At 66.6% G+C, this 20,129-nt stretch carries 22 protein-coding genes and 1 pseudogene; 7 read left to right on the forward strand and 16 right to left on the reverse strand.

Annotated features, from left to right (window positions below; translation table 11 throughout):
• Window positions 1-119: 119 nt before the first annotated feature.
• The 3 genes from ACGFIM_RS16635 to ACGFIM_RS16645 form a co-directional block, all read right to left on the reverse strand.
• On the reverse strand, window positions 120-1,232 hold the full coding sequence (locus ACGFIM_RS16635) for a HoxN/HupN/NixA family nickel/cobalt transporter (protein WP_393200870.1): 1,113 nt from the start codon (window positions 1,230-1,232) through the stop codon (window positions 120-122).
• A gap of 248 nt (window positions 1,233-1,480) precedes the next feature.
• The gene (locus ACGFIM_RS16640) at window positions 1,481-2,644 is read right to left on the reverse strand and encodes an FAD-dependent monooxygenase (RefSeq protein WP_393200872.1); all 1,164 of its coding nucleotides are present in this window, start codon (window positions 2,642-2,644) and stop codon (window positions 1,481-1,483) included.
• Window positions 2,641-4,035: an MFS transporter gene (locus ACGFIM_RS16645; protein ID WP_393200874.1), complete on the reverse strand. Its 1,395-nt coding sequence runs from the start codon at window positions 4,033-4,035 to the stop codon at window positions 2,641-2,643. The genes ACGFIM_RS16640 and ACGFIM_RS16645 overlap by 4 nt, the downstream gene beginning before the upstream one ends.
• A 77-nt stretch (window positions 4,036-4,112) precedes the next feature.
• On the opposite strand from ACGFIM_RS16645, the gene ACGFIM_RS16650 reads away from it, so the two are divergent.
• The 4 genes and pseudogenes from ACGFIM_RS16650 to ACGFIM_RS16665 all read left to right on the forward strand — a co-directional run bounded on the left by ACGFIM_RS16650 (window position 4,113) and on the right by ACGFIM_RS16665 (window position 6,765).
• Window positions 4,113-4,697, forward strand: a complete 585-nt coding sequence (locus ACGFIM_RS16650) for a TetR/AcrR family transcriptional regulator (RefSeq protein ID WP_393200876.1) — start codon at window positions 4,113-4,115, stop codon at window positions 4,695-4,697.
• Between the two features lie 490 nt (window positions 4,698-5,187).
• Window positions 5,188-5,565, forward strand: a pseudogene (locus tag ACGFIM_RS16655) (phosphate ABC transporter ATP-binding protein); the annotation flags it as partial.
• A gap of 23 nt (window positions 5,566-5,588) precedes the next feature.
• Window positions 5,589-6,323 (forward strand): response regulator transcription factor, encoded by a 735-nt coding sequence (locus tag ACGFIM_RS16660; protein ID WP_393200878.1) that lies wholly within the window; start codon window positions 5,589-5,591, stop codon window positions 6,321-6,323.
• A gap of 157 nt (window positions 6,324-6,480) precedes the next feature.
• Window positions 6,481-6,765 (forward strand): ArsR family transcriptional regulator, encoded by a 285-nt coding sequence (locus tag ACGFIM_RS16665; protein WP_393200880.1) that lies wholly within the window; start codon window positions 6,481-6,483, stop codon window positions 6,763-6,765.
• A 55-nt stretch (window positions 6,766-6,820) separates the two neighbouring features.
• Here ACGFIM_RS16665 and ACGFIM_RS16670 read toward each other — a convergent pair whose 3' ends face one another.
• Genes ACGFIM_RS16670 through ACGFIM_RS16680 form a run of 3 tightly spaced genes read right to left on the reverse strand, consistent with a single transcriptional unit; the run spans window position 6,821 to window position 8,703 of the window.
• A complete protein-coding gene (locus ACGFIM_RS16670) occupies window positions 6,821-7,234 on the reverse strand; it encodes an arsenate reductase ArsC (protein ID WP_393200882.1) in 414 nt (137 codons plus the stop codon).
• On the reverse strand, window positions 7,227-8,336 hold the full coding sequence (gene arsB, locus ACGFIM_RS16675) for an ACR3 family arsenite efflux transporter (RefSeq protein WP_393200884.1): 1,110 nt from the start codon (window positions 8,334-8,336) through the stop codon (window positions 7,227-7,229). The genes ACGFIM_RS16670 and arsB overlap by 8 nt, the downstream gene beginning before the upstream one ends.
• 25 nt (window positions 8,337-8,361) lie before the next feature.
• Window positions 8,362-8,703 carry an ArsR/SmtB family transcription factor gene (locus tag ACGFIM_RS16680; protein ID WP_393200886.1) on the reverse strand — a complete coding sequence of 114 codons (342 nt, stop codon included), beginning with the start codon at window positions 8,701-8,703 and terminating at the stop codon, window positions 8,362-8,364.
• A 282-nt stretch (window positions 8,704-8,985) separates the two neighbouring features.
• Here ACGFIM_RS16680 and ACGFIM_RS16685 point away from each other — a divergent pair, with 282 nt between their 5' ends.
• On the forward strand, window positions 8,986-9,621 hold the full coding sequence (locus ACGFIM_RS16685; RefSeq protein WP_393200888.1) for a low molecular weight phosphatase family protein: 636 nt from the start codon (window positions 8,986-8,988) through the stop codon (window positions 9,619-9,621).
• Between the two features lie 55 nt (window positions 9,622-9,676).
• Here the strand turns inward: ACGFIM_RS16685 and ACGFIM_RS16690 are convergent, their stop codons facing one another.
• The 9 genes from ACGFIM_RS16690 to ACGFIM_RS16730 all read right to left on the reverse strand — a co-directional run bounded on the left by ACGFIM_RS16690 (window position 9,677) and on the right by ACGFIM_RS16730 (window position 18,088).
• The gene (locus ACGFIM_RS16690) at window positions 9,677-11,650 is read right to left on the reverse strand and encodes a DUF3732 domain-containing protein (protein ID WP_393200890.1); all 1,974 of its coding nucleotides are present in this window, start codon (window positions 11,648-11,650) and stop codon (window positions 9,677-9,679) included.
• 5 nt (window positions 11,651-11,655) lie between these two features.
• Window positions 11,656-12,141: a three component ABC system middle component gene (locus ACGFIM_RS16695; protein WP_393200892.1), complete on the reverse strand. Its 486-nt coding sequence runs from the start codon at window positions 12,139-12,141 to the stop codon at window positions 11,656-11,658.
• A 48-nt stretch (window positions 12,142-12,189) separates the two neighbouring features.
• Window positions 12,190-13,377, reverse strand: coding sequence for an ABC-three component system protein (locus ACGFIM_RS16700; protein WP_393200894.1), 1,188 nt, complete (start codon window positions 13,375-13,377; stop codon window positions 12,190-12,192).
• Window positions 13,378-13,549: 172 nt separating this feature from the next.
• Window positions 13,550-13,951, reverse strand: a complete 402-nt coding sequence (locus tag ACGFIM_RS16705) for an ArsR/SmtB family transcription factor (protein ID WP_393200896.1) — start codon at window positions 13,949-13,951, stop codon at window positions 13,550-13,552.
• On the reverse strand, window positions 13,948-15,246 hold the full coding sequence (locus tag ACGFIM_RS16710; protein WP_393200898.1) for an MFS transporter: 1,299 nt from the start codon (window positions 15,244-15,246) through the stop codon (window positions 13,948-13,950). Before ACGFIM_RS16710 ends, ACGFIM_RS16705 begins: the two co-directional genes overlap by 4 nt.
• Window positions 15,243-15,515: a hypothetical protein gene (locus ACGFIM_RS16715; protein WP_393200900.1), complete on the reverse strand. Its 273-nt coding sequence runs from the start codon at window positions 15,513-15,515 to the stop codon at window positions 15,243-15,245. Before ACGFIM_RS16715 ends, ACGFIM_RS16710 begins: the two co-directional genes overlap by 4 nt.
• Before the next feature lie 17 nt (window positions 15,516-15,532).
• Window positions 15,533-16,921, reverse strand: coding sequence for an FAD-dependent oxidoreductase (locus ACGFIM_RS16720; RefSeq protein ID WP_393200902.1), 1,389 nt, complete (start codon window positions 16,919-16,921; stop codon window positions 15,533-15,535).
• A gap of 265 nt (window positions 16,922-17,186) precedes the next feature.
• Entirely contained in the window at window positions 17,187-17,768 is a 582-nt protein-coding gene (locus tag ACGFIM_RS16725; protein WP_393200904.1) for a permease prefix domain 1-containing protein, read from the reverse strand.
• Window positions 17,750-18,088 (reverse strand): PadR family transcriptional regulator, encoded by a 339-nt coding sequence (locus tag ACGFIM_RS16730; RefSeq protein ID WP_393200906.1) that lies wholly within the window; start codon window positions 18,086-18,088, stop codon window positions 17,750-17,752. The genes ACGFIM_RS16725 and ACGFIM_RS16730 overlap by 19 nt, the downstream gene beginning before the upstream one ends.
• A gap of 88 nt (window positions 18,089-18,176) precedes the next feature.
• On the opposite strand from ACGFIM_RS16730, the gene ACGFIM_RS16735 reads away from it, so the two are divergent.
• The gene (locus ACGFIM_RS16735) at window positions 18,177-18,659 is read left to right on the forward strand and encodes a hypothetical protein (protein ID WP_393200908.1); all 483 of its coding nucleotides are present in this window, start codon (window positions 18,177-18,179) and stop codon (window positions 18,657-18,659) included.
• Here ACGFIM_RS16735 and ACGFIM_RS16740 read toward each other — a convergent pair whose 3' ends face one another.
• Window positions 18,660-18,992: an ArsR/SmtB family transcription factor gene (locus ACGFIM_RS16740; protein ID WP_393200910.1), complete on the reverse strand. Its 333-nt coding sequence runs from the start codon at window positions 18,990-18,992 to the stop codon at window positions 18,660-18,662.
• A 59-nt stretch (window positions 18,993-19,051) separates the two neighbouring features.
• On the opposite strand from ACGFIM_RS16740, the gene ACGFIM_RS16745 reads away from it, so the two are divergent.
• Window positions 19,052-20,119 carry a flavin-containing monooxygenase gene (locus ACGFIM_RS16745; protein WP_393200912.1) on the forward strand — a complete coding sequence of 356 codons (1,068 nt, stop codon included), beginning with the start codon at window positions 19,052-19,054 and terminating at the stop codon, window positions 20,117-20,119.
• Window positions 20,120-20,129 lie beyond the last annotated feature (10 nt).

The following is a 20,129-nucleotide window of genomic DNA, read 5'->3' on the forward strand; positions in this document are numbered from 1 at the left end:
TACCGGCCTCATGCGCGCCGCTACGCGTGTGCAAGGCACTGGGGAGCGCGCTTCGAGGGCACGGCGGCATTCGGCAGCCGACCTACTGGTCAAGTAGTGGCATTGCCCGCGCTGCCCTACTACGCGGTCTCGTCGGCAGGGCTACGCGCGGGGACGGTCCAGCGCTCCTCGATCCGCAGCACCTTCCACGCAGCGACCGCCAGCACCCACGTGAGGATGAACAGCGCGACGATGCCGTAGCCGACGTAGTCGAGGTCAAAGTCGGCGATCACGCGGAGCGGGCCGCTGGTTATGCCTAGTTTGTCAGCGAGGACGGAGTCGAGCTCGATGAAACCGATGATCAGGGCCACTCCTGCGGACAGGCTCGTGATCGTGATGTTGTAGTAGATCTTCCGAACCGGTTTGGAGAACGCCCAGCCATAGGCGAAGTTCATGAAGGAACCGTCGATGGTGTCCAGCAGGCTCATGCCGGCGGCGAAGAGGATCGGCAGGGTGAGGATCGCATACCAGGGCAGTTGGAAGGCTGCCGCACCTCCGGCCAGGACCAGCAGCGAGATCTCGGTGGCGGTGTCGAAGCCCAGCCCGAACAGCAGTCCGACGAGGTACATGTGCCAGGGCTTGGTGACGGTCCTGGTGACACCGTTGAGAATGCGGTTCATGAAGCCACGTTTGTCGAGTTCAGCCTCCAGCGCGGCCTCGTCGTAGTCACCCTGGCGCATGCGGCGGAAGACCCTGACGATCCCGCGCAAGACGACGAGGTTCAGCACCGCAATCAGCATGAGGAACACCCCTGAGACGGTGGTCCCGATCACCCCGGTGACCTGCTGCAAGGTCGAAGAGTCGTTGCCCACCTGCCTCGCCAGGGCACGAACCCCCAAGGAGAGCAGCAGGCATAGTCCGAAGACGACCGAAGAGTGCCCCAGCGAGAACCAGAACCCCACCGACAGCGGCCGCTGCCCGTCCGACATGAGCTTGCGGGTGGTGTTGTCGATGGCGGCGATGTGGTCGGCGTCGAACGCGTGCCGCATCCCGAGAGCGTAGGCGGTCACACCGAGCCCCACGCCGAACACCTGCCCGCCGACCGCATAGTGCTCAGGAGCGATGATGAGGATCAGGGTGCCCCAACCGATGAGGTGCAGGGCACAGATGAACACGGCCATGCCTGCCAGCCCGCGTTTCTCCGGCCCGAGCAGCCGCCCGGCACCGCGTCGGGTTGAGGGAAGATCTGACACGTATACCCCTCCATGGCACAGCATCTAACGTCCCAATTGACACTGTTTGGCAATTATGTACTAGCCGTAAAAGCGGCACTTTCTCAGGTAGCGTCCGAAGTCTCCCTCCCTGCGCGCGATGGTTGCCCGCCATGCATCGCCCGTCCTAAGACGCCGATCGGCGCGTCACCCGTGGCGGCTGTGCGCGGGCCGAGCTTTGGCGGTGGAGGAGTTACGGAGGGCGTCTAGCGCGGCTGGATCCGAGTTGATCAGCCTTTGTGGAAGTCGAGGTGGCGAGTGAGCATCCGGGTGACCGGAGGGACTGCGGCCAAACGCAACGGGAAGTCACGCAGGGCGAGTTCGAGACGGTTCCGTGGAGCGTGCAGGCCCGTGTTGGCCCGCCCCTTGGCCTGCCGCTCGATCACCTCCGGCCGGAGCCCTGCCTCCCAAGCACGCAGAGCCGCCGGAATCCCATCGGGGTGGCGATCGAGCGCGGTACCCAGCAGGTCGGCACCACCCACCGCCAAGGCGGAGCCGTAGCCGGCGAAAAGACTGACGCACCAGGCGGCATCGCCGAGCAGCACGACCCGTCCTTGGCTCCACTGATCCATGACGATCTGGCTCACACTGTCGAAGTACGCGTCCTTCTCCCGCATGTTCGTGATCAGCTCAGGCGCGGCCCACGTCAGGCCCCCATATGCCTGCTGGAGGGCGTGGCGCGGGCCTTTGTCCACCTCGGCGGCGGGATCGTCGGTGCCATAGGTGAAGAACGCGGCGGCCCTTCCCCCTCCCAGGCCTGCGACGGTGAACGTCTGCCCGACGCGGGTCACCGTGGTGAACGCCCTCCTGGACGCTCCGGCCAGCAACTCGTCCAGGGTGAAAGCGGCCACCATATGGCCCAGGTCCCGCCGGTACTGCGCTTCGGGGCCGAAGACGAGCGCACGTACGGTCGAATGCAGGCCATCGGCACCCACCAGGAGGGCCGCCCGCTCGACTGTGCCGTCGGCGAGGGTGACCTCCACTGCCTCAGCTTCCTGCCGCACGGCCGTGATGGTCGTGCCGAATCGAATCTCGGCCTGATCGGCCACTGCTTCGTACAGGACGGTTTCGATGTCGCCGCGCAGGAGCGCCATGCCGCCGCCGCCGAGCACCTTGCGCACGGTCGCGTACGGAACGGTGAAGCGCGGGCGCCCGTCGGCCCTCAGATAAGCGAGGTCGAACGCGCCGACCTGGCGCGCCTGCAGGCCGGGCAGGATGCCCATGCGTTCGGCCGCGTCGTGTCCGATACCGGAGAAGACGACCGCGTAGCCGCCGCTGCGACGCGACGGGGCGCGTTCGAGGACGAGAGGTTCCCAGCTGCTCCGGCGCAGCCGCAGCGCAGCAGCCAGGCCCGCGATCCCCGCGCCAATGATGATCACTCGTTTCGCGGTCATGCCGCCGCGTCCTTTCTGCCGTGGAAGAACGTGATCGCGAGGACGGCGCACAGCGCCATCAAGAAGGCGGAGACGACGAAGGCAGAGCCGTATCCGTCAGTGAGCGCCAGATCCATCGGTGTCCCTTCCCGAAGCCGATCACCGGTACGGGCGGCAGCCGCCGTCGCGAGGACCGCCAGCCCGAACGCCCCACCGAGCTGGGCGCTGACGTTGAGCAGGGCGGCCGCCACACCAGCGGCTGAGGGCGAGACGCCAGAGAGCGCGGCGTTGGTAAGTGGCACGACAATGAGCCCGAGACCGGCGCCAAAGACGACCAGGGGCACGATCACCCCCATGAGCAGACCCGTATCGGGCGAGATCCAGGCCAGCGGCAGCAGGCCCGCGGCGGCGAGCAACGCGCCGGACGCCAACACCGTACGGACGTGCAGGCGGCGAGTCAGCCCCGGCCCGAGCCAGGAAGCCGCGACCATGACGAGCGTGAGCGGCACGTACGCCAGGCCGGTGGCCAGAGCCGAGAGGCCGAGCACATCCTGCATGAACAGCGTGGCCAGGTAGAACAGCCCGAACAGGGCACTGGCCCGTACCATTTGGATCAAGTTGGCCCCGACCAGCGCGCGGTCGCGGAACAGTCCGAAATCGACCAGCGGGCGTTTCGCCACGGCGGCCTCATGGACGGCGAAGTAGCCCAGCAGCGCCACCCCGACGAGCACGAGCCACCATTGCGCCCGCAGCACGCCATAGATCAGCAGCCCGACCCCCACGGTGGCGGTCGCCGCGCCGACGAAATCGAACTCAGTGGATCGGCGGCCTTCTGCGCGCCCCGGCAGCACACGTCCCGCTACCAGCAGCAGCGCGCCGACCGGCACATTGATGAAGAAGATCCACCGCCAGCCTGGCCCGTCGACGAGTAACCCGCCGGCGACGAGCCCCAGCGCGCCGCTGACGACCGTGGCCGTACCCCACAGCGCCAAGGCACGGGCGCGCGCTCGCCCGTCCGGGAAAATCTGGCTGATCAGGGCCAGTGTCATCGGCGCGATCAGTGCCGCCGCAAGGCCCTGCACAGCGCGGGCCGCGACCAGCATTCCTGCCCCCTGGGCCAGTCCTGCCGCCAGCGATGTCCCAGTGAAGAGAGCGATGCCGCCCAGCAGAACCCGCCGGTGGCCGAGCAGATCGCCCAACCTACCTCCCAGCAGCAGAAAGCCGCCGAAAGGCACCATGTACGCGTTCACCACCCAGGACAGGTCGGCCGCCGTGAAGGCGAGGTCGTCCTGTATGGCGGGCAACGCAACGTTCACCACCGTGCTGTCGACGGCGTCCAGCACCTGCGCCGTACACAGCGCCAAGAGGGCGACTACGTGCCTTCGCGTCCACACGAACTCCGGCGTCTTCATGATCCTCCCGAGAATGAACGAATGCTCATACAGTATGAGCGAGTGTTCATTCTGGCAAGGTCGTAAACTCGGGAGGCATGTCACCCCGTGGCGTCACCATCCCCGAAGTACGGCAGCAGCTCTTCGACGCCGCCGAGCAAGTGCTGCTGCGCCAGGGTCCGTCCGCGCTCACCAGCCGCGCCATCACCCGGGAGGCCGGGGTCGCCGCCGGGCTACTCCACAACCACTTCGGCGACCTCGACAACTTCCTCGCCGAACTCTTCCTCGACCGTGCGAAGGCGGCAACGGAGCGATTCCGCGATCTGCCCGCACGAGCCGGCTCAGGCACGGTGGTGGACAACGTGATGGCGTGTATCGACTCGCTGTTCGCCGGCAACCTGCTCGCCCTGGCGGGGCTGGCACTGGTCAGGCCGTCCATCGTGGCCCGGCTCAGCCAGGCGCACGGCACCGAAGCACTGGAACTGGACGCCAGCGAACGCGTGCTGGCCGATTACCTCGAAGCCGAGCAGCGACTCGGCCGCGTTCCGGCTGGTGCCGATACCGGCTCCATGGCCCTTGCCCTGGTGGGCGCGGCGCATCAGCTCCTACTGACGCGTGGCCCCCAGGCGCCGGATCTACGTGAGCGCATGCTCCGCGTGGTAGCCGCCCTCACAGCCCACTGAGGCACTCGTGCCTCGCGTGAATCCGAGGGGCCCGAACGCGCTCAGGGCGGTCTCGTCTGCCTCGTCCAACACACTGTCAATGCCCTGAAAGTGTGGAGATGGTTCTATGCCACAGCGGTTCTCAGCAGGGCCGATTCGGCCTGTCTCTTCTCGATCATGTCGCGTTCAGAGGCGGCAGGCCGCGGTGGGTGCTGTGCCGCCGGGTTGCGTTGTAGAGGTCGGCGATCCAGGTTGCAATCTTCAGGCGGGCCTCGGCCCGGATACGGAACCGGTGAACGCCTCAACGGCCGCATTGTCGAGCGCGCAGCCCACCCGCTCCCTCGACTGCACCACACCAAGACGCCAGCACAACTCCTGGTAGCGGGGGCCGTGTATTCCGAGCCGCAGTCGGAGTGGAAGATCCCCCGTCCACGTTGCCGCCTCGAGTGGCCGCCGCCATCTGCAGCGAGGCGCACGTCAGCGCGTGGTCGTGATGCTCGGACACGGCGTAGCGAGCAGCTGGCGGGAGAACAGATCCTCGCTCGCGCTCTCCGGTGGTCAGCAACAACGTCTGTGCATCGCCCGCGCCATCGCGGTCAAGCCCGACGTGATCCTCATGGACGAGCCGTGCTCCGCGCTCGACCCGATCGCCACCACCAAGATCGAGGATCTCATGCAGGTCCTGTCGCGGGACTACACGATCGTCATCGTCACCCACAACATGCAGCAGGCGGCCCGAGTCTCCGAGCGCACCGCCTTCTTCACTGCGGAGGTGGACGACAAGGGGGAACGGCACGGCCGCCTGGTCGAGTTCGACTCCACCGCCCGCATCTTCAGCAACCCCGCCGACAAGCGCACGGAGGGCTATATCACCGGACGCTTCGGCTGAGCAGGAAGGGGAGCCGAGCACACATGAGCCACGCGAGCGCCGCCCCCGTATCGCTGCCCACCCAGCGGGGCAGCGAGGAGACCGCCAGGATCGGCCCCCTCCTGCTGGTCGCCGACCCGCACGCAGAGCTGGCCGAACTGTCCCAGCACGGGGTCACGGTCGTGCACTGCAGAGACGGAGTGGAGGCGCTGCTCCGCATCGGTGCCGAGCAACCCGACATCCTGCTGCTGAGCGTGGATCTGCCCGACATCGACGCGGCGACGCTCATCAGCACGCTGCGCCGGCGCATGAACCTGCGGATCATCGTGGGGGTGGGGGCCGGCGACGCCGAGGTCGCGATGCGGGCCCTGCAGGCAGGCGCGGCCGCCTGCGTGGCCCGGCCCTACCGGTTCTCCGAACTTCTGTCGCTGATCAGCGCCGGCCCCGGCTTGTCGGGGCCGCTGCGGATCGGTGAGGTCGAGCTGGACCAGCTGGCGCACGTGGTGAAGGTGCGGGGTCAGGTCGTGCACGTTCCGCTGCGGGAGTTCGAGCTGCTGGCGTACCTCATGCAGAACGCCGGCCGGGTGGTCACCCGCACCGAGATCAGCCGCGACGTCTGGCACAGCACCGTCGACCCGCCGAACAACACCATCGCGGTCCACAGCAAGCGCCTGCGCCGCCGGATCGGGGACGACGAGAAGAGCCCCACCCGAATCCATACTGTTCGAGGCGTCGGCTACCGCTTCGCGCTACCCGAGGAGCCTGCCGAGGACGCGTGACGCCGCCGACCCTTGCCGCCGTTCTAGGACGCTGGACATGCCAGACCCCATCCCCAAAAATAGACGAGTGTCTATGCATGGGCCGCGGCGGCCCGGCCCGCCCGCCGCCGCCGACGCCTGCTTCGGCTCGACGGCAGGCCCGCCACTTCCTCCACAGGTGGCCGCGGATCTGGCGCGGCGGGTGAGCGTGCTCGCCGACCCGATACGCCTACGGCCGATCAGCATCCTGCTGGCCCACGAGCAGGGCAGAGTGTCCGTGTACGACCTCGCCAACGCCTTGGAACCGACTGAGCCGGAGATCAGCCATCATCTGGAAGTGCTGCTCGACGCCGGGCTGGTCGACTGCCAAAAGACAGGCGTCTACTCGGTGACGAACTTGGGTGCGGAGCTGTTCCGGCACCTTGTGCAGTTATTCGGCCACCCGCCACGCGACGAACCATGACAAAGGGCGCCGCTGGTCAGCGGACGCATTTCGGTGCTCGTCCCTTGCGCCGTGGTCAGGCGGCCAGTTCGCCGATGAGTTTGTCGATGCGGGTGCGGATCTGGTCACGGATCACCCGGACCGCCTCGATGCCCTGCCCGGCGGGGTCGTCGAGCTTCCAGTCCTCGTAGCGCTTGCCCGGGAAAATGGGGCAGGCATCTCCGCAGCCCATGGTGACGACCACGTCGGACGCCTCAACCGCATCGACGGTGAGGATCTTGGGCTGCTCGGCGGTGATGTCGATGCCGACCTCGCGCATCGCCTCGACGGCCACCGGGTTGACCTGGTCGGCGGGCGCTGACCCGGCGGAACGGACCTCGATCCGGTCACCTGCCAGGTGCGACAGCCACCCCGCGGCCATCTGGGAACGCCCGGCGTTGTGCACACAGACGAACAGCACGCTGGGCTTGCCGGAAGAGTTTTCAGCCACGAAGCGGCTCCTTGGATGCGGTGGTGAACAGGCGACGGCCGGCCAGGCTCACGTAGACCAGGGCGACCAGGACGGGTACCTCGATGAGCGGGCCGACGACCCCGGCCAGCGCCTGGCCGGAGGTGACGCCGAAGACACCGACCGCCACGGCGATGGCCAGCTCGAAGTTGTTGCCGGCGGCGGTGAAGGCCAGCGTGGTGGTCCGCTCGTACGGCAGGCCAATGGCCCTGCCCAGCAGGAACGAACCGCCCCACATCAGAGCGAAGTAGGCCAGCAGCGGCAGGGCGATGCGAGCCACGTCCAGCGGTCGCTCGCTGATCGTGTGGCCTTGGAGGGCGAAGAGGATGACGATGGTGAACAGCAGGCCGTACAGAGCGAGCGGGCCGACCTTCGGCAGGAACCGCTCCTCATACCAGGCCCTGCCCTTGGCGCGCTCGCCCCAGGTGCGGGAGATGTAGCCGGCCAGCAACGGGATGCCAAGGAAGATGAGCACGTACTGGGCGATGTCCCACATCGATACGTCCAGGGCGGCCTGCGACAGGCCGAGCCAGCCGGGCAGCACCTGCAGGTAGAACCACCCCAGCACGCCGAACGCGACCACCTGGAAGATCGAGTTGATCGCCACCAGCACGGCCGCCGATTCGCGGTCACCGCACGCCAGGTCGTTCCAGATGAGCACCATGGCGATGCAGCGGGCCAGCCCGACGATGATCAGGCCGGTGCGGTACTCGGGCAGGTCCGGCAACAGGATCCAGGCCAGCGCGAACATCAGCGCGGGGCCGACGATCCAGTTCAGCAGCAGCGAGGAGACCAGCATCCGGCGGTCTCCGGTGACGGTGTCGAGCCGGTCGTAGCGGACCTTGGCCAGCACCGGGTACATCATCAGCAGCAGGCCGAGCGCGATCGGCAGCGAGATCTCGCCGACCTTCACCGCCTCCAGCGCCGCGTCCAGGCCCGGGACAAACCGGCCCAGCAGCAGGCCGGCGGCCATCGCCGCGCCGATCCACACCGGCAGGAACCGGTCCAGGACCGACAACCGGCCGACGATGGCGGTCGTGACTCCCTCGGCGGGCGCTTGGGCGCGGGCAGCATTCGAAGACATCTCGTACTTTCTGCTAGAGCGGCCGTCAGACCGAGGCGGGCGTGTTCAGCAGTGCCGACAGCTGGGCCAGGTTCTCGGGGACGAGCCGGTAGTAGACCCAAGAGCCGCGCCGCTCGTGGGTGAGCAGGCCGACGTCCTTGAGCACCTTCAGGTGGTGGCTGATCGTCGGTTGGGTCAGCTTGAAGGCGTCGGTGATGTCGCAGACGCAGACCTCACCGCCCGCATGGCTGGCCACGATCGACAGGATGCGGAGCCGCACAGGATCGCCCAGCGCTTTGAAGACGCGAGCGACCTCGGCGGCCTTGCCGGGGTCCAGCTGCTCGCGTACCAGCGGCGGGCTGCACTCCAGAATCTGCAGCGGCTCCACATGACCCCCTGTATAGATGGTTGTCGAAGTCCTCCTCCATATTGACATACGTCTATGAGCAAGCGCCAATCGGGGCCTGCCAGCAGGAACTCGGCGGAATGTCCGCAGAACTCGACCACCTCACAGCGTCGGGCGTTGCTTGCATCGCATCGATATCTGTCTATATTGAGAGCGCGTTCTCAACCTCACGTCGATGGGATGAGCTTCGATGAAGCCTTGCGAGGCGCTCCACCATGACGGCCGTACGTCTCGGTGTGAGCCCTTCACGCCGGAGGTTCGCCGATGGAACTGAGCCGGCCGGATGCGCTGCTGCGCCGGATCGCCCAGCAACTGCTGCCCCACTTCCCCGGGATCTTCTCGATGGAGACCGTCGAGCGGTACGTGACGGAGTCGTACGAGTCTCTCGCGCGCGGCGCCCGCGTCCGCCAGCACCTGTTCACCCTCACCCATCGCCTGGCCGAAGCGCGCCTCACCGCCCTCGCCCAGAGTCGCGGCGCGATCGGCAAGCCGGTGTGCGAGGTGCTCTTCGTCTGCACGCACAACGCCGGACGCTCCCAGATGGCAGCGGCCCTGATGAAACACCACGCGGCTGGACGCGTCCATGTGCGTACGGCCGGCACGCATCCCGCGCACGAGATCGAGCCGACCGTGATCGAGGCGCTCGCCCTCATGGGGGTCACCACGACGACCGAATTTCCCAAGCCGCTCACCGACGAGATCGTTCTGGCCGCCGACGTGATCGTGTCCATGGGGTGCGGGGACGCCTGCCCCGTCCACCCCGGCAAGCGGTATCTGAACTGGGACTTCTCCGACACCCGCGGCAAGTCGCTGCACGATGTCCACAACCTGTGCCAGATGATCGACCTGATGGTCCGCGACCTGCTGGACGAGCTGATCCCACATCCCGCCAGTCAATAGTCGTACCTGCCGATCGCCTGGATCCTGGGACCAGGAACCCGGTTGCTGACAGGCGCTAAGAACGATTCGCCGCCTCGTCGATCCAGTTTTGAGGAATTAGCTTTTCTCCGTTGCGCCAGTTATGCATCACAGAGTTCTGGAACCACTCTTCCGGAAGGTTGGCGTGATCACACACGATGATCTGCATGTCCGGAGCCAGCTCTCGTACGATGTCATAGATCAGTCTGAAAAGTCTGCTCACGGCTTCACGATCACTGTCCGAACGCAGTGCTCCTGAGGCTTGGTCGACCTCTGATCGATACCAGACCTGCGTAGGCTGGTCGAGCATGAGCATGCGGGGAACTGGCCGATTCTGACGGACAAAGTAGCGATGTAGGGCGAGGTGTGCCACAACGTGGTAACCGACCCAGTTCTCGCCGCTTCCAATTCGGAAGAGCGGAGCTGGCCCCTGCGCGGTGTCAGCCACAACAGTGAGCCGACTCAGATCGAGCCGTACGTTGCCCTCTCCGTGTTCCAGCTCGAGCCTGTTTGCCCAAGCCGTCATGTCCCGGCTGATCGTTACAAGGCGTGAGGTCAATTGCTCACGCTCTTCGGCTGGGTCCAGTTCGGCTTCCAAGGCGCGGACGCGTTCGGCAGCGAACTCCTGGAGAAGCTTCAGGCGATCAAGTTCTTCGTCGGAACCGCTTGGCAGAGCCGCCAGTGTGGCGTGGATACGGCCGCGTGTGAAGTCATGCCGGGAGTCTTGTGGAAGCTGATCTGTGGCGAACCTGCTGGACGTCAATGACCGAAGTGCCGCCTCCACGGAGCGAAGACGAGAGCGAAGAACTGAGGCTTGTTCATCGAGTGCCGTAAGTGCTGCGCGGCGTGCTGGGCGAGCCGCGTCGACTCCCGCTAGCTGGGCGTTAAGAGCTTTCAGGCTGCGGTCAAGGTCGGCGACGCTAGGGTCGGGTTGGGCCAGAGTACTGCCGCACAAGGGGCAGTCAACGGCAGAGTCTTCGGACGAATCTGCCCCATTCTGCTGTGACACAAGTCCCAAGAGGTTCAAGCTAGTAAGACGCGCGGTTTGCGTCCGGATGGCGCCATCGAAGCCAGCTTCCGTAGCCTCCTGCTGTAGCAAGATCTCTCGTTCTGCCGTAAGAGCTCGTATCTGGGCGCGCAGGTTGTCCCGATCCTGCTCCAGGAAGGTCGCGCGGGCAGCGATCTCCCCATCCACCTCCCGTGAAGGTTGTGGTGCTGTGATCGCTGTCTGCAGTGCGGAGATTGCGATGAGACGCTCGGGTTGTTCCGGCGACTGGACCATCCCAAGGGCATATGCCTCCCGCCATAGTGCGGCCAGGCTCGCGCCGGCCAGGTGGCTGGCTTCCTCAGCGCGCCGATAAGCCGCTTCAGCATCGCGCAAGTCGCGTCGAGCTGAGGTCAGCTGAGCCCGCCGAAGGGCTTGGTCGCGGGGTACTGCACCTATGAAGTAGGGGATGGTGTCTTTGAGCGTCTGTGCCATGCCTTGTTCACCCTGGCGATGGAACAGCAGGTTCCGATCGGCAATCTCACTCTGCCGCTGCATGCACAAGAGTGTGGCGTGCCCCAGGTGAGCTTCCACAGCGTTCCGCGCCGATCCAGTCGGAGGCTCATGGCGGTTCTCTTCGATACCGATCCTGCGCCCCAACTGCTCACGGATCGAAGCGGAGTCCATATCGGCTTGGAGCTCATCGAACTCAAGCGGCTCCAGGTCGGCGCCAAAGCGGAGCATTGCGCGCTGGGTGGAACTCCGTCCAGGACGTGGTGCGGGTCGAGCGACGAAGGCACGTCCTCCGCCGATCTCGAATAGGGCAGCATGCCAGGCAACCGTCTGCGTGATGGGCCCGATAGGCATCTGCATGGTGTCGCGGCCAAGGCAGTACTCGACGATATCGAGCAGTGCGCTCTTGCCGGTCTTGGACTCACCGGTGACGACATTGAGCGCTCCCGGTTTGAAGTCCAGGATGCGCTTGGCGCCCGTGGCGCTGTAGAGGACGATCGCGAGCAACTGCACAGGAATCAGGGTGCCACGCCGAGGAGCGCGAAGATGGTGGTTGGGCTGTCTGTCTTCGCCAGCCAGCGCCCCACGAAGTTCGCCTTACGCATTATCTCCTCAAGATCTTGCGGTGACCGAAACCCTCGAGGCCGCCTTCGTGCTTGGGCGAGGAGCCTCTCTCCCTCAAGTTGCAGGATGCTGTGCGCTAGCCCGAAGCGGATGCCTTCCCGCACAGGGTCGACCAGCCCCTGTGCGCGCAGCGGGAAGCCCGCTCTCAGGACCGGGTTTCGCGACAGCCACGTGGACAAGTGCGTTGTGGTCGTCGCAGGAAGCGCGTTGCGCGTCCCACGATGCAGAACCATCGGCGCGATGACGAAGGACAACATCCATGGCACGCCCCTGTCGGACTCTTTCTGGTAGCCCTGTGCTGCTGTACCAAGAACCGCTGCTAGGAGTGCGGGATTCAACATCACGGCCACGATGGGAGACCGCTCACTCCATACCGTCAACCACGTTCCTCTTTCATAGGCGCCCCTGATGGTTCAACCGCTTCGGCTTCACAGACGAACGCTGAGCAGATCTTGGATTCGAGCCTTGAAGTCGGCATGCCAACCAATGGTGCCCGAGTCTGCCAGAATATGCCGCTGCCCTCGCGCGAAGAAGGGATCGTTGTAGCGGGAACGGATGGTGATTCCAGTCTGGTTCAGCAGCGTCCGCAGGAGCTCCTTGCCTGCGGCTCGCTTTGCCGCCTCGTCGGCGTCTTCATCTAGGCTGTCGACCATCCATTCGAACTCTCTTTCCCATTCGTCAACCAGCTCATGTTCGAATCTAGTCAACTCCGCTATACCGATCAGGTCTTCGTCCATCCATAGGACTGCCTGGGTGTACGCCCGATAGTAATCTACAATGGCTTTTTGTAGGTTTCTGGGCGGAAATGCCACCCATTGCATCTGCTGAACAAATGGGCGAGTGCGGTACTGCTCCCTGAGCTCATCTTCGTTGACCTCGGCAAGGTGGATAAGCGTCGGCAAATTCGCTCGTGCAAACTGATCCCGAATATCATCGATGGCGGCATGCGCAGCCCCGACATCAAGACTGATTAAGCGCCTCTGCAATAGGGCCAGCGCTTGACCGTCCCACCATTGCCAGACCATGGATAGAAAGAGTTCTTCGTGCCCTAGCGGCAGAGTCCAGCGAAGACAGGTACGTACAGCTGCATTCACGTCCTCTATGTGAACAGACCCGTCGATCACCCGAATGCGATGGAGAAAGGAACGGCGCTCAGAGGGAGTCAGCCCAAGGAACTGCTGACGGGTTGCGCTCGTCTCCTTGGAGCCTTTTTCCGCAGCAATGACTTCAAGTATAGCCAGCGCCGCCTCTTCATCGCGCCCGATGGCCCGCAAGGCCGCCATTGCGGACCCCTCTGCGGCGACCTGTGTGGTGACAAGTGCCAGCGCTGGCCCTTCCACATTGCCAGGAAGCGCAGTGTCCATCCATACTTGCAGTGTTTTCCACACATCCGTCGCCCGGTCTGTCAGGGCACGGTGATTACCCTGATGATGCTTGACCTGCAGCAGTTCGGTCGGTGTGCCGGCCTGGTCCCAGGCAATGTCATCGTAGAGCTCAAGGCTGATGGCCGAGTCTGGTCTCTCCGGGCCAGAACGAAGCAACTCCAGCAGTGCCCACCAGGTTTGGTGCTGGTATCCGATCGCGTTAGGACCAGCGTTATGTGAGCCGCGAGCCATCCCTCAATTCTCCATCCGCTGAAGGATTAAGTCTAGACAGGAACAAGCACAGCGGCTGAGTGGCTCGGTGCTGACCCACACAAACACAGAGCGATAGAAGCCGTTCCGCACTCCCTCACGATGCGTCACCCGCCCTGAGCAGTGCGCCAACCTGTCGACCGCGGAGTTCGCATCATGCGTTGACGAGTTGGATGTCCGCAGGCGTGCTGGGGACGGGGTCGGCCAGCGGGGCGAACAGCCGGCCCAGCTTGTTCACCACCTCGGGAATGATCCGGTAGTAGACCCAGGTGCCGCGCCGCTCGCCGTCGATCAGCCCGGCGGTCCGCAGCACCTTGAGGTGGTGGGAGATGGTCGGGGCGGTCAGGTCGAAGGCGTCGGTCAGGTCGCAGACGCACGCCTCGCCGCCCGCGTGCGAGCCGATCATCGACAGCAGGCGCAGCCGCACCGGGTCGGCGACCGCCTTGAGCAGGGCGGCCAGGTCGGCCGCCTCTTGCTCGGCCAGTGGCTCGCGGGCGATCGGAGCGCAGCAGGCGCCGGCGCCGGGCTTGTCGGCGAGCGTGAGGGGAGGGGTCATGACAGCGGCTCCTGATCCGGTTCTGCCGAAACCGTCTGCTTCGATGATTGTCTAAACGATACGCGATGGTAGGCCAGGAGTGCGAACGCCGCCAGGCCACAGGCTGCCGCCACCGCGGTGAGCACCCAGCCGTAACCGGCCGCCTGGGCGAGCGCGACCGCGCCGAGCGGGGCGGCGGCCTTGTCGGCGACCGAGAACAGCGCGATCCGGCCGGACAGGGTGGCGTAGGCGGCGGTGCCGTAGCGCTCGGCGAGCAGGTGCGGCAGCGTGATGGTGCCGACACCGAAGCCGATGCCGAACAGCAGCACGCATCCGACGGCGCCCGGCACGCTCGCCCCGACCAGGGGGAAGAGCAGCGCGCCCACTCCTTGCAACGCGAAGACGGCCGCCGCGACCGGTGCGGCCGGCCACCGGCGGCGCAGGCCGGTGGTGACCAGGCGGCCGGTCACCGACAGAATGCCGAGCAGCCCCGCGATGGTGGCGGCGAAAACGGGCTGGTGACCGAGGTGGACCAGGTAGGTCACCAGGAGGACGGCGATGACGGCCACCGCACCGCCGTGTGCGGTGAAGGCCGCCACCAGCAGCCAGAACGGCTTGGCCCGTACGGCCGCCCGCACCACCTCCGCGCGCGCTTCGCTCTTCACGGCGGTGGCGGTGTGCCGGGTACGGCGCGTGAGCACCAGAGCGTGCAGCGGGATCGCGAGCACCCCGTATCCGAGGCCGAGCAGGACCAGCGCCTGGCGCCAGCCGTAGTGCTCGACCAGCAGGCCGCTCAGCGGCAGGAAGATGGAGGAGGCGAACCCGGCCACGATGGTCAACGCGAGCAGCGCGTTGGCCCGGGCCGGTCCATGCACAGGGCCGTCGAACCAGGCGACGATGACGGCGAACGCGGGCTCGTACAGCACCATCGCCGACGCGACCCCGATGGCGACGAAAACCCCGTACAACTGGGTCAGGTTGTCCACCTGGGACCAGGCCAGGACGGCGAGCGTCCCGATCACCGAGCCCGCCGTCATCAGAGCGCGCCCGCCGTGGGCGTCCAGCCACCGGCCGACCAGCGGCGCGCAGAGCGCCGTGGTCAGCACGGCCAGAGTCAGGGCGGTGGCGACTTGCGTTCCGCCGGCTCGCAGGTCGCGCGTCATTGGCGCGAGGAACACCGAGAAGGCGTAGTACAGGACGCCATAGCCGATGGTCTGCGTGACGCCCAGAGCGGCGACGATCCGCCAGCCGCGGGTGAACCGAGATCGGCCTCCGCTCCCGGTGACGGTAGCGGAGGTCTCAGTCGTAGCGCTCACGAACGCCGGCCCAAACAGGCGATCAGATCGCGGCCGTCTGCTGTGGTCGCCCAGCGACCGACGCCGGCCTCGGTGACGAAGCCTTGGGCCTGCAGCCGCCAGATCAGCGTCCCGGCCATGCGCGCGATGGCCGGTGCGTAGCCGGGATTGGGGCTGCTCCTGCGGGCCGACAGCAGACGCTCGGCCACCTGCTCTACGGGCACCGGCTCTTGATCGCAGATCACCCGCAACGCTTCCTTCTGCGCCGCGGTCGGGTATCCGTCGGACATGTTCGATCCCTTCGGGGTCAGCCGCAGCAGCTTCCGCCCTCGGAGGCCGGCACCGTAACCAGCGGCAGCGGGGTGGACAGCAGGCCGCCGCTGATGCCGGTGGCCAGGCCGACTCGCTGCTCCTGGGCCTCGGCGAGATTGGAGGAGCAGACGCCGGTCTCGGGCAGGTCGAGCTGTACGTCGCGGGCGGCCTCCCAGTCGCCGGCCACCGCCGCCACGACCGAGCGGGCCTGCTCGTAGCCGGTCGCCATGAGGAAGGTCGGGGCGCGGCCGTAGCTCTTGACGCCGATGGCGTAGTAACCGGGCTCCGGATGGGACAGCTCGTCGACGCCGTGCGCGGGGACCGTGCCGCAGGAGTGCTGGTTGGGGTCGATCAGCGGGGCCAGGGCGCGGGTGGAGCCGAGGACGGGATCCAGGTCCAGGCGCAGCTCGGAGGCGATGGAGTGGTCGGGCCGGTAGCCGGTCGCGGACACGATGCGATCGGCGATAACCGTCTGCTCGTGGCCGGAGGGATCACGGCTGATCACCTCCACACCCGCGTCCGTGCGCTGCACCCGGTGGGTGAAGAAACCGGTCAGCAGGCGGATGCGGCCGGAGGTGACCAGGGCGTGCAGCCGGGTGCCAAGCGCGCCACGCGCCGGCAGGGCGTCGGCGTCGCCGCCTCCGTAGGTGCGGCTGGCGGAAGCTGCGCGGATGGCCCAGGTGACCGGGGTGTTCTCCAGTTGGGCGAGGGCGAGCAGGGTGGTGGCGGCCGAGTGGCCGGCCCCGACGACGAGGACGTGCCTGCCTTCGTAGCGGTCGCGGTCGCTGCCGAGCACATCAGGCAGGGCATGGTCGATCAGCTCGGCGACCGTGTGCTCACCGTGAGCGGGCAGGCCGCTGGCCCCGAGCACGTTGGGGCTGGCGTAGGTGCCGGAGGCGTCAATGATCGTGCGCGCCTGCAGCTCGGTGCCGTCGTCAAGGCGGATCAGGAACGGCGCCTGCTCACGGCCCGTAGTGCGGACCCGGTCGTATCCGAGACGGCTGACCGCCGTCACCTTCACGCCGGTACGCACCCGGTCGCCGAACAGCTTGGCCAGCGGCTCCAGATAGTCCGAGATGAGCTCGGCGCCGGTCGGCAGCCAGTCGGGGTCAGGCGCCGTCCACCCCTCGGCCTCCAGGAGCCGGCGGGCGGCGGCGTCGATGTCGTACTTCCACGGGCTGAACAGCCGTACGTGCCCCCACTGCGCGATCGACGCACCCGCCTGCTCGCCCGCCTCCAGAACCAGGAAATCCAAGCCGCGCTCGGCCAGGTGCGCGGCGGCGGCCAGCCCCACCGGCCCAGCGCCGATCACGACCACCGGAAGGCCCGTGCGGGGCGCGAACTGCTCGATCTCCACGGCCGCGGAGCCACAGCATTCACTCATGATCGATTCTCTTCTCTGTCTCAGCGGGCCATCAGACTGGAGGTACGGGCACGGTCGACCAGCGCTGTCGCACGACACGCGGAGTCGCACACGTCGCCACGCCTCTCGTCGAACGTGATCGTGGTTGAGCGCATGCGGCGGAGAAGCGTAAGCACCGGACCCTCCTGATTGGAAGTTCGTCTAAGTAGACCCTAGATTGGTGCACGATTAGACGGATGTCAAATTAGAGAACGGTCTAATCGGGCACCTTATGGACTCCGAACGGTTAGGTGGGCGAGAGCACGACAGGAAGGGTGCGGATGGTGAGAAGGATCCGGCCCAGGCTCGCGGCCACGGCGACGGCCATCGGCCAGATCGGGGCCGGCGCGAGGAGGGCGAGCGCGGCCAGCGTCAGGCCGTCCAGGACGATCAGGCCGACCGCTGCGCCAACGGTGTATGCGCGTGCCCGCCGATAGGCGCGTCTTTCGCGGATCACATGGAGCAGCAGACAGGCGATGGCGGCGAGGGCCGTTCCGTAAAGGATCTTGGCGGGGGAGGGCAACGACCACGTCCATGCCTGTACCGCCACCAGCGTCGTCCCCCAGACGGCGCCCATGATCGGGCCGGTGGCGAGGAGGGTTTGTGCTGCCCGCCGCCAGGGTGCTTGACGGATGAAGGCGGCGGTGACCGTATCAGCGTCGCCGAATTCGGTGATGGCCGCGCGCGCGGCAGCTTCGGGGTCGTCGAGCTCCTGTAGGTGCTGTTCGTAGGCTTCGGTCAGGCCGTCGGCGAGCTCCTCGACGGCTTGGGGCGGCAGCCATTGTGCGAGCACGTCCAGTTCGGCGCTGATCAGCCGGTGGACGGCCATGGCCGTGCCCTCAGCGCCGCGGTGATCGCCGTAGCGAACTCCTGCCAGTTGGCCCGCTCGCCGCCGAGTGCGGCACGGCCGTCGGTGGTCAGCTCGTAGCTGCGTCGGCGGCGTCCGCCGACGACCGACCAACTGCCGGTGATCAGCCCGGCTCGCTCAAGTCGGTGCAACGCCGGATACACGGTGCCGGTGGGCAGGTCGATGCGGCCCTCGGTGGCATCGCGGAGGGCTTCCTTGACCGCGTAGCCGTGCCGCGGCCCGTCTTCCAGCGCGGCCAGCAATAGGCCATCGAGGTGACCTTTGAGCGCCTCTGCCCTCATAGGTAGTAACGCTATATCGGGGCTATCCAGCGGACAACTCCTGAAGTAGCGTCGCGATATATAGCATCACTACGTATGGAGGCGGGCGGTGGACGTTCTGGGGCTGCCGGTTCCCGATGCCGGACCGCTCTTCTTGGCCGCACTAAGCGTCCACGTGCTGGCGGGACTGACCTGCGTGACCTGCGGGGCCGTGGCCGCCCTGTCACGCAAGGGCGGACCACGGCATCTGCGGTTCGGGCGCATCTACGTGTGGGGATTGGTCGTGCTGTTCGCCACGTTGACGATCATGTCGATGATCCGCTGGCGGGAGAACGCCCATCTGTTCGCCGTCGGATCGTTCACCGTCGCCGCAGCACTGATCGGTTACCTCAACCGGCGTCGCCATCAGGCGGTGCACATCGCCGGGATGGGACTCTCCTACATCGGGCTACTGACCGGCTTCTATGTCGACAACGGTGCGAATCTGCCGCTGTGGGAGCGACTTCCGTACTGGAGCTATTGGTTGCTGCCCGGCGCGATCGGCCTCCCACTGATCGTCCGCGCGGTCCGGCGCAGGCGGGCGACGTCCTGATCAGCAGCAGCCGGCGGCGGGTGCGTCGTCCGGTGGGCAGCAGGCGTTCAGGGTGGCCTGGAGGTCGGACAGCGCCTTGCTGATACGGGCCGAGTCGGCGCGGTAGTAGACGGTCTTCCACTCGCGCCGCGAGGCGAGCACCCCGCCGTCGCGCAACGTCGCCAAATGGGTCGAGGTCGCCGACTGGGCCAGCGACATGCGTTCGGCGACCTCGTTGACGGTCAGCTCGACGCCTCCGACGAACAGTTCCATGATCTGCTGGCGCGTCTCGCTGGCCATCGCCTTGAGGAAGCCACGCGCCGCATCGCTCAGCTCGATCCCATCCATGGTCATAGCATCACCCCAAGCCCATCATATTGTGCTTTCTGGATATGACGATATGATCCGGCGGCATGGACACGATCGTCATCGGCGCCGGACAGTCCGGCCTCAGCGTGGCCCGCGCACTCCGCGACCGCGGCATTACCCCGGTCATCCTGGAAGCGGGTGACCAGCCCACCGGCTCCTGGGCCGATTACTACGACAGCCTCACCCTCTTCTCGCCCGCCCGTTACAGCGCCATGCCGGGCATGAACTTCCCGGGCGATCCGGACGGATACCCCACCCGCGACGAAGTCGTCGCCTACCTCCGGCGCTACGCCGACACCCTGGACGTAGAGATCCGCACCGGCGTCCGCGTCGCTTCCGTCGAGGCCGACGGCGCCGGCGGCTTCCTGGTCCATCCCACCAGTGGCGAAACGATGCACGCCATGGGGGTCGTGGCGGCCTCGGGCTCGTTCGGCAACCCCTACATCCCCGACGTGCCCCGACAGGACAACTTCACCGGCCAGGCCCTGCACGTCGCCGACTACCGCAATCCCAAGCACTACGCCGGGCAACGCGTGATCGTGGTGGGCGCCGGCAACTCCGCCGTTCAGGTCGGCTACGAGCTGGCCGAGGTCGCCACCGTCACCCTCGCCACACGACAGCCGATCCAGTTCATGCCGCAGCTCATCGGCGGCAAGGACGTGCACTTCTGGCACGACACCACCGGCTTTGACTTCTTGCCGCCGCAATGGCTGGCCCGCGTCGCCACCGGCACTCTGGTGCTGGACACCGGCGACTACGCCGCCGCCCTCGCCGCGGGGCGCATGGACCGCCGCCCCATGTTCACCGCCTTCGACGGCGACCACGTCGTATGGGCCGACGGAGCCCGCGAGCGCATGGACACGGTCATCTACGCCACCGGCTACCGTCCCCACCTGGACTACCTGCGATCTCTCGGCTGTCTGGACGAGACCGGCATGCCTCTGCACAGCGGCGGCATCTCCACGACGCATCTCGGCCTCGGCTACGTCGGGCTGGAGTTCCAGCGCTCCTTTGCCTCCAACACCCTGCGCGGCGTACACCGCGACGCCGAATACATCGCCGCCCCGATCGCGGCGTACGCGAGCAAGGGCCTGGCCGTCTACGGCCTGTGACATGGCGTCG

This window comes from Nonomuraea sp. NPDC049309 (assembly GCF_043196965.1).
In the GTDB taxonomy this organism is placed as follows: domain Bacteria; phylum Actinomycetota; class Actinomycetes; order Streptosporangiales; family Streptosporangiaceae; genus Nonomuraea; species Nonomuraea fastidiosa.

Coding starts and splice junctions, on each gene's coding strand:
- ACGFIM_RS16640 (WP_393200872.1), bottom strand. CDS start 2,644: ATGACCGCGAAACGAGTGATCATCATTGGCGCGGGGATCGCGGGCCTG.
- ACGFIM_RS16645 (WP_393200874.1), bottom strand. CDS start 4,035: ATGAAGACGCCGGAGTTCGTGTGGACGCGAAGGCACGTAGTCGCCCTC.
- ACGFIM_RS16650 (WP_393200876.1), top strand. CDS start 4,113: ATGTCACCCCGTGGCGTCACCATCCCCGAAGTACGGCAGCAGCTCTTC.
- ACGFIM_RS16660 (WP_393200878.1), top strand. CDS start 5,589: ATGAGCCACGCGAGCGCCGCCCCCGTATCGCTGCCCACCCAGCGGGGC.
- arsB (WP_393200884.1), bottom strand. CDS start 8,336: ATGTCTTCGAATGCTGCCCGCGCCCAAGCGCCCGCCGAGGGAGTCACG.
- ACGFIM_RS16685 (WP_393200888.1), top strand. CDS start 8,986: ATGGAACTGAGCCGGCCGGATGCGCTGCTGCGCCGGATCGCCCAGCAA.
- ACGFIM_RS16700 (WP_393200894.1), bottom strand. CDS start 13,377: ATGGCTCGCGGCTCACATAACGCTGGTCCTAACGCGATCGGATACCAG.
- ACGFIM_RS16705 (WP_393200896.1), bottom strand. CDS start 13,951: ATGACCCCTCCCCTCACGCTCGCCGACAAGCCCGGCGCCGGCGCCTGC.
- ACGFIM_RS16715 (WP_393200900.1), bottom strand. CDS start 15,515: ATGTCCGACGGATACCCGACCGCGGCGCAGAAGGAAGCGTTGCGGGTG.
- ACGFIM_RS16720 (WP_393200902.1), bottom strand. CDS start 16,921: ATGAGTGAATGCTGTGGCTCCGCGGCCGTGGAGATCGAGCAGTTCGCG.
- ACGFIM_RS16725 (WP_393200904.1), bottom strand. CDS start 17,768: ATGGCCGTCCACCGGCTGATCAGCGCCGAACTGGACGTGCTCGCACAA.
- ACGFIM_RS16730 (WP_393200906.1), bottom strand. CDS start 18,088: ATGAGGGCAGAGGCGCTCAAAGGTCACCTCGATGGCCTATTGCTGGCC.
- ACGFIM_RS16740 (WP_393200910.1), bottom strand. CDS start 18,992: ATGACCATGGATGGGATCGAGCTGAGCGATGCGGCGCGTGGCTTCCTC.
- ACGFIM_RS16745 (WP_393200912.1), top strand. CDS start 19,052: ATGGACACGATCGTCATCGGCGCCGGACAGTCCGGCCTCAGCGTGGCC.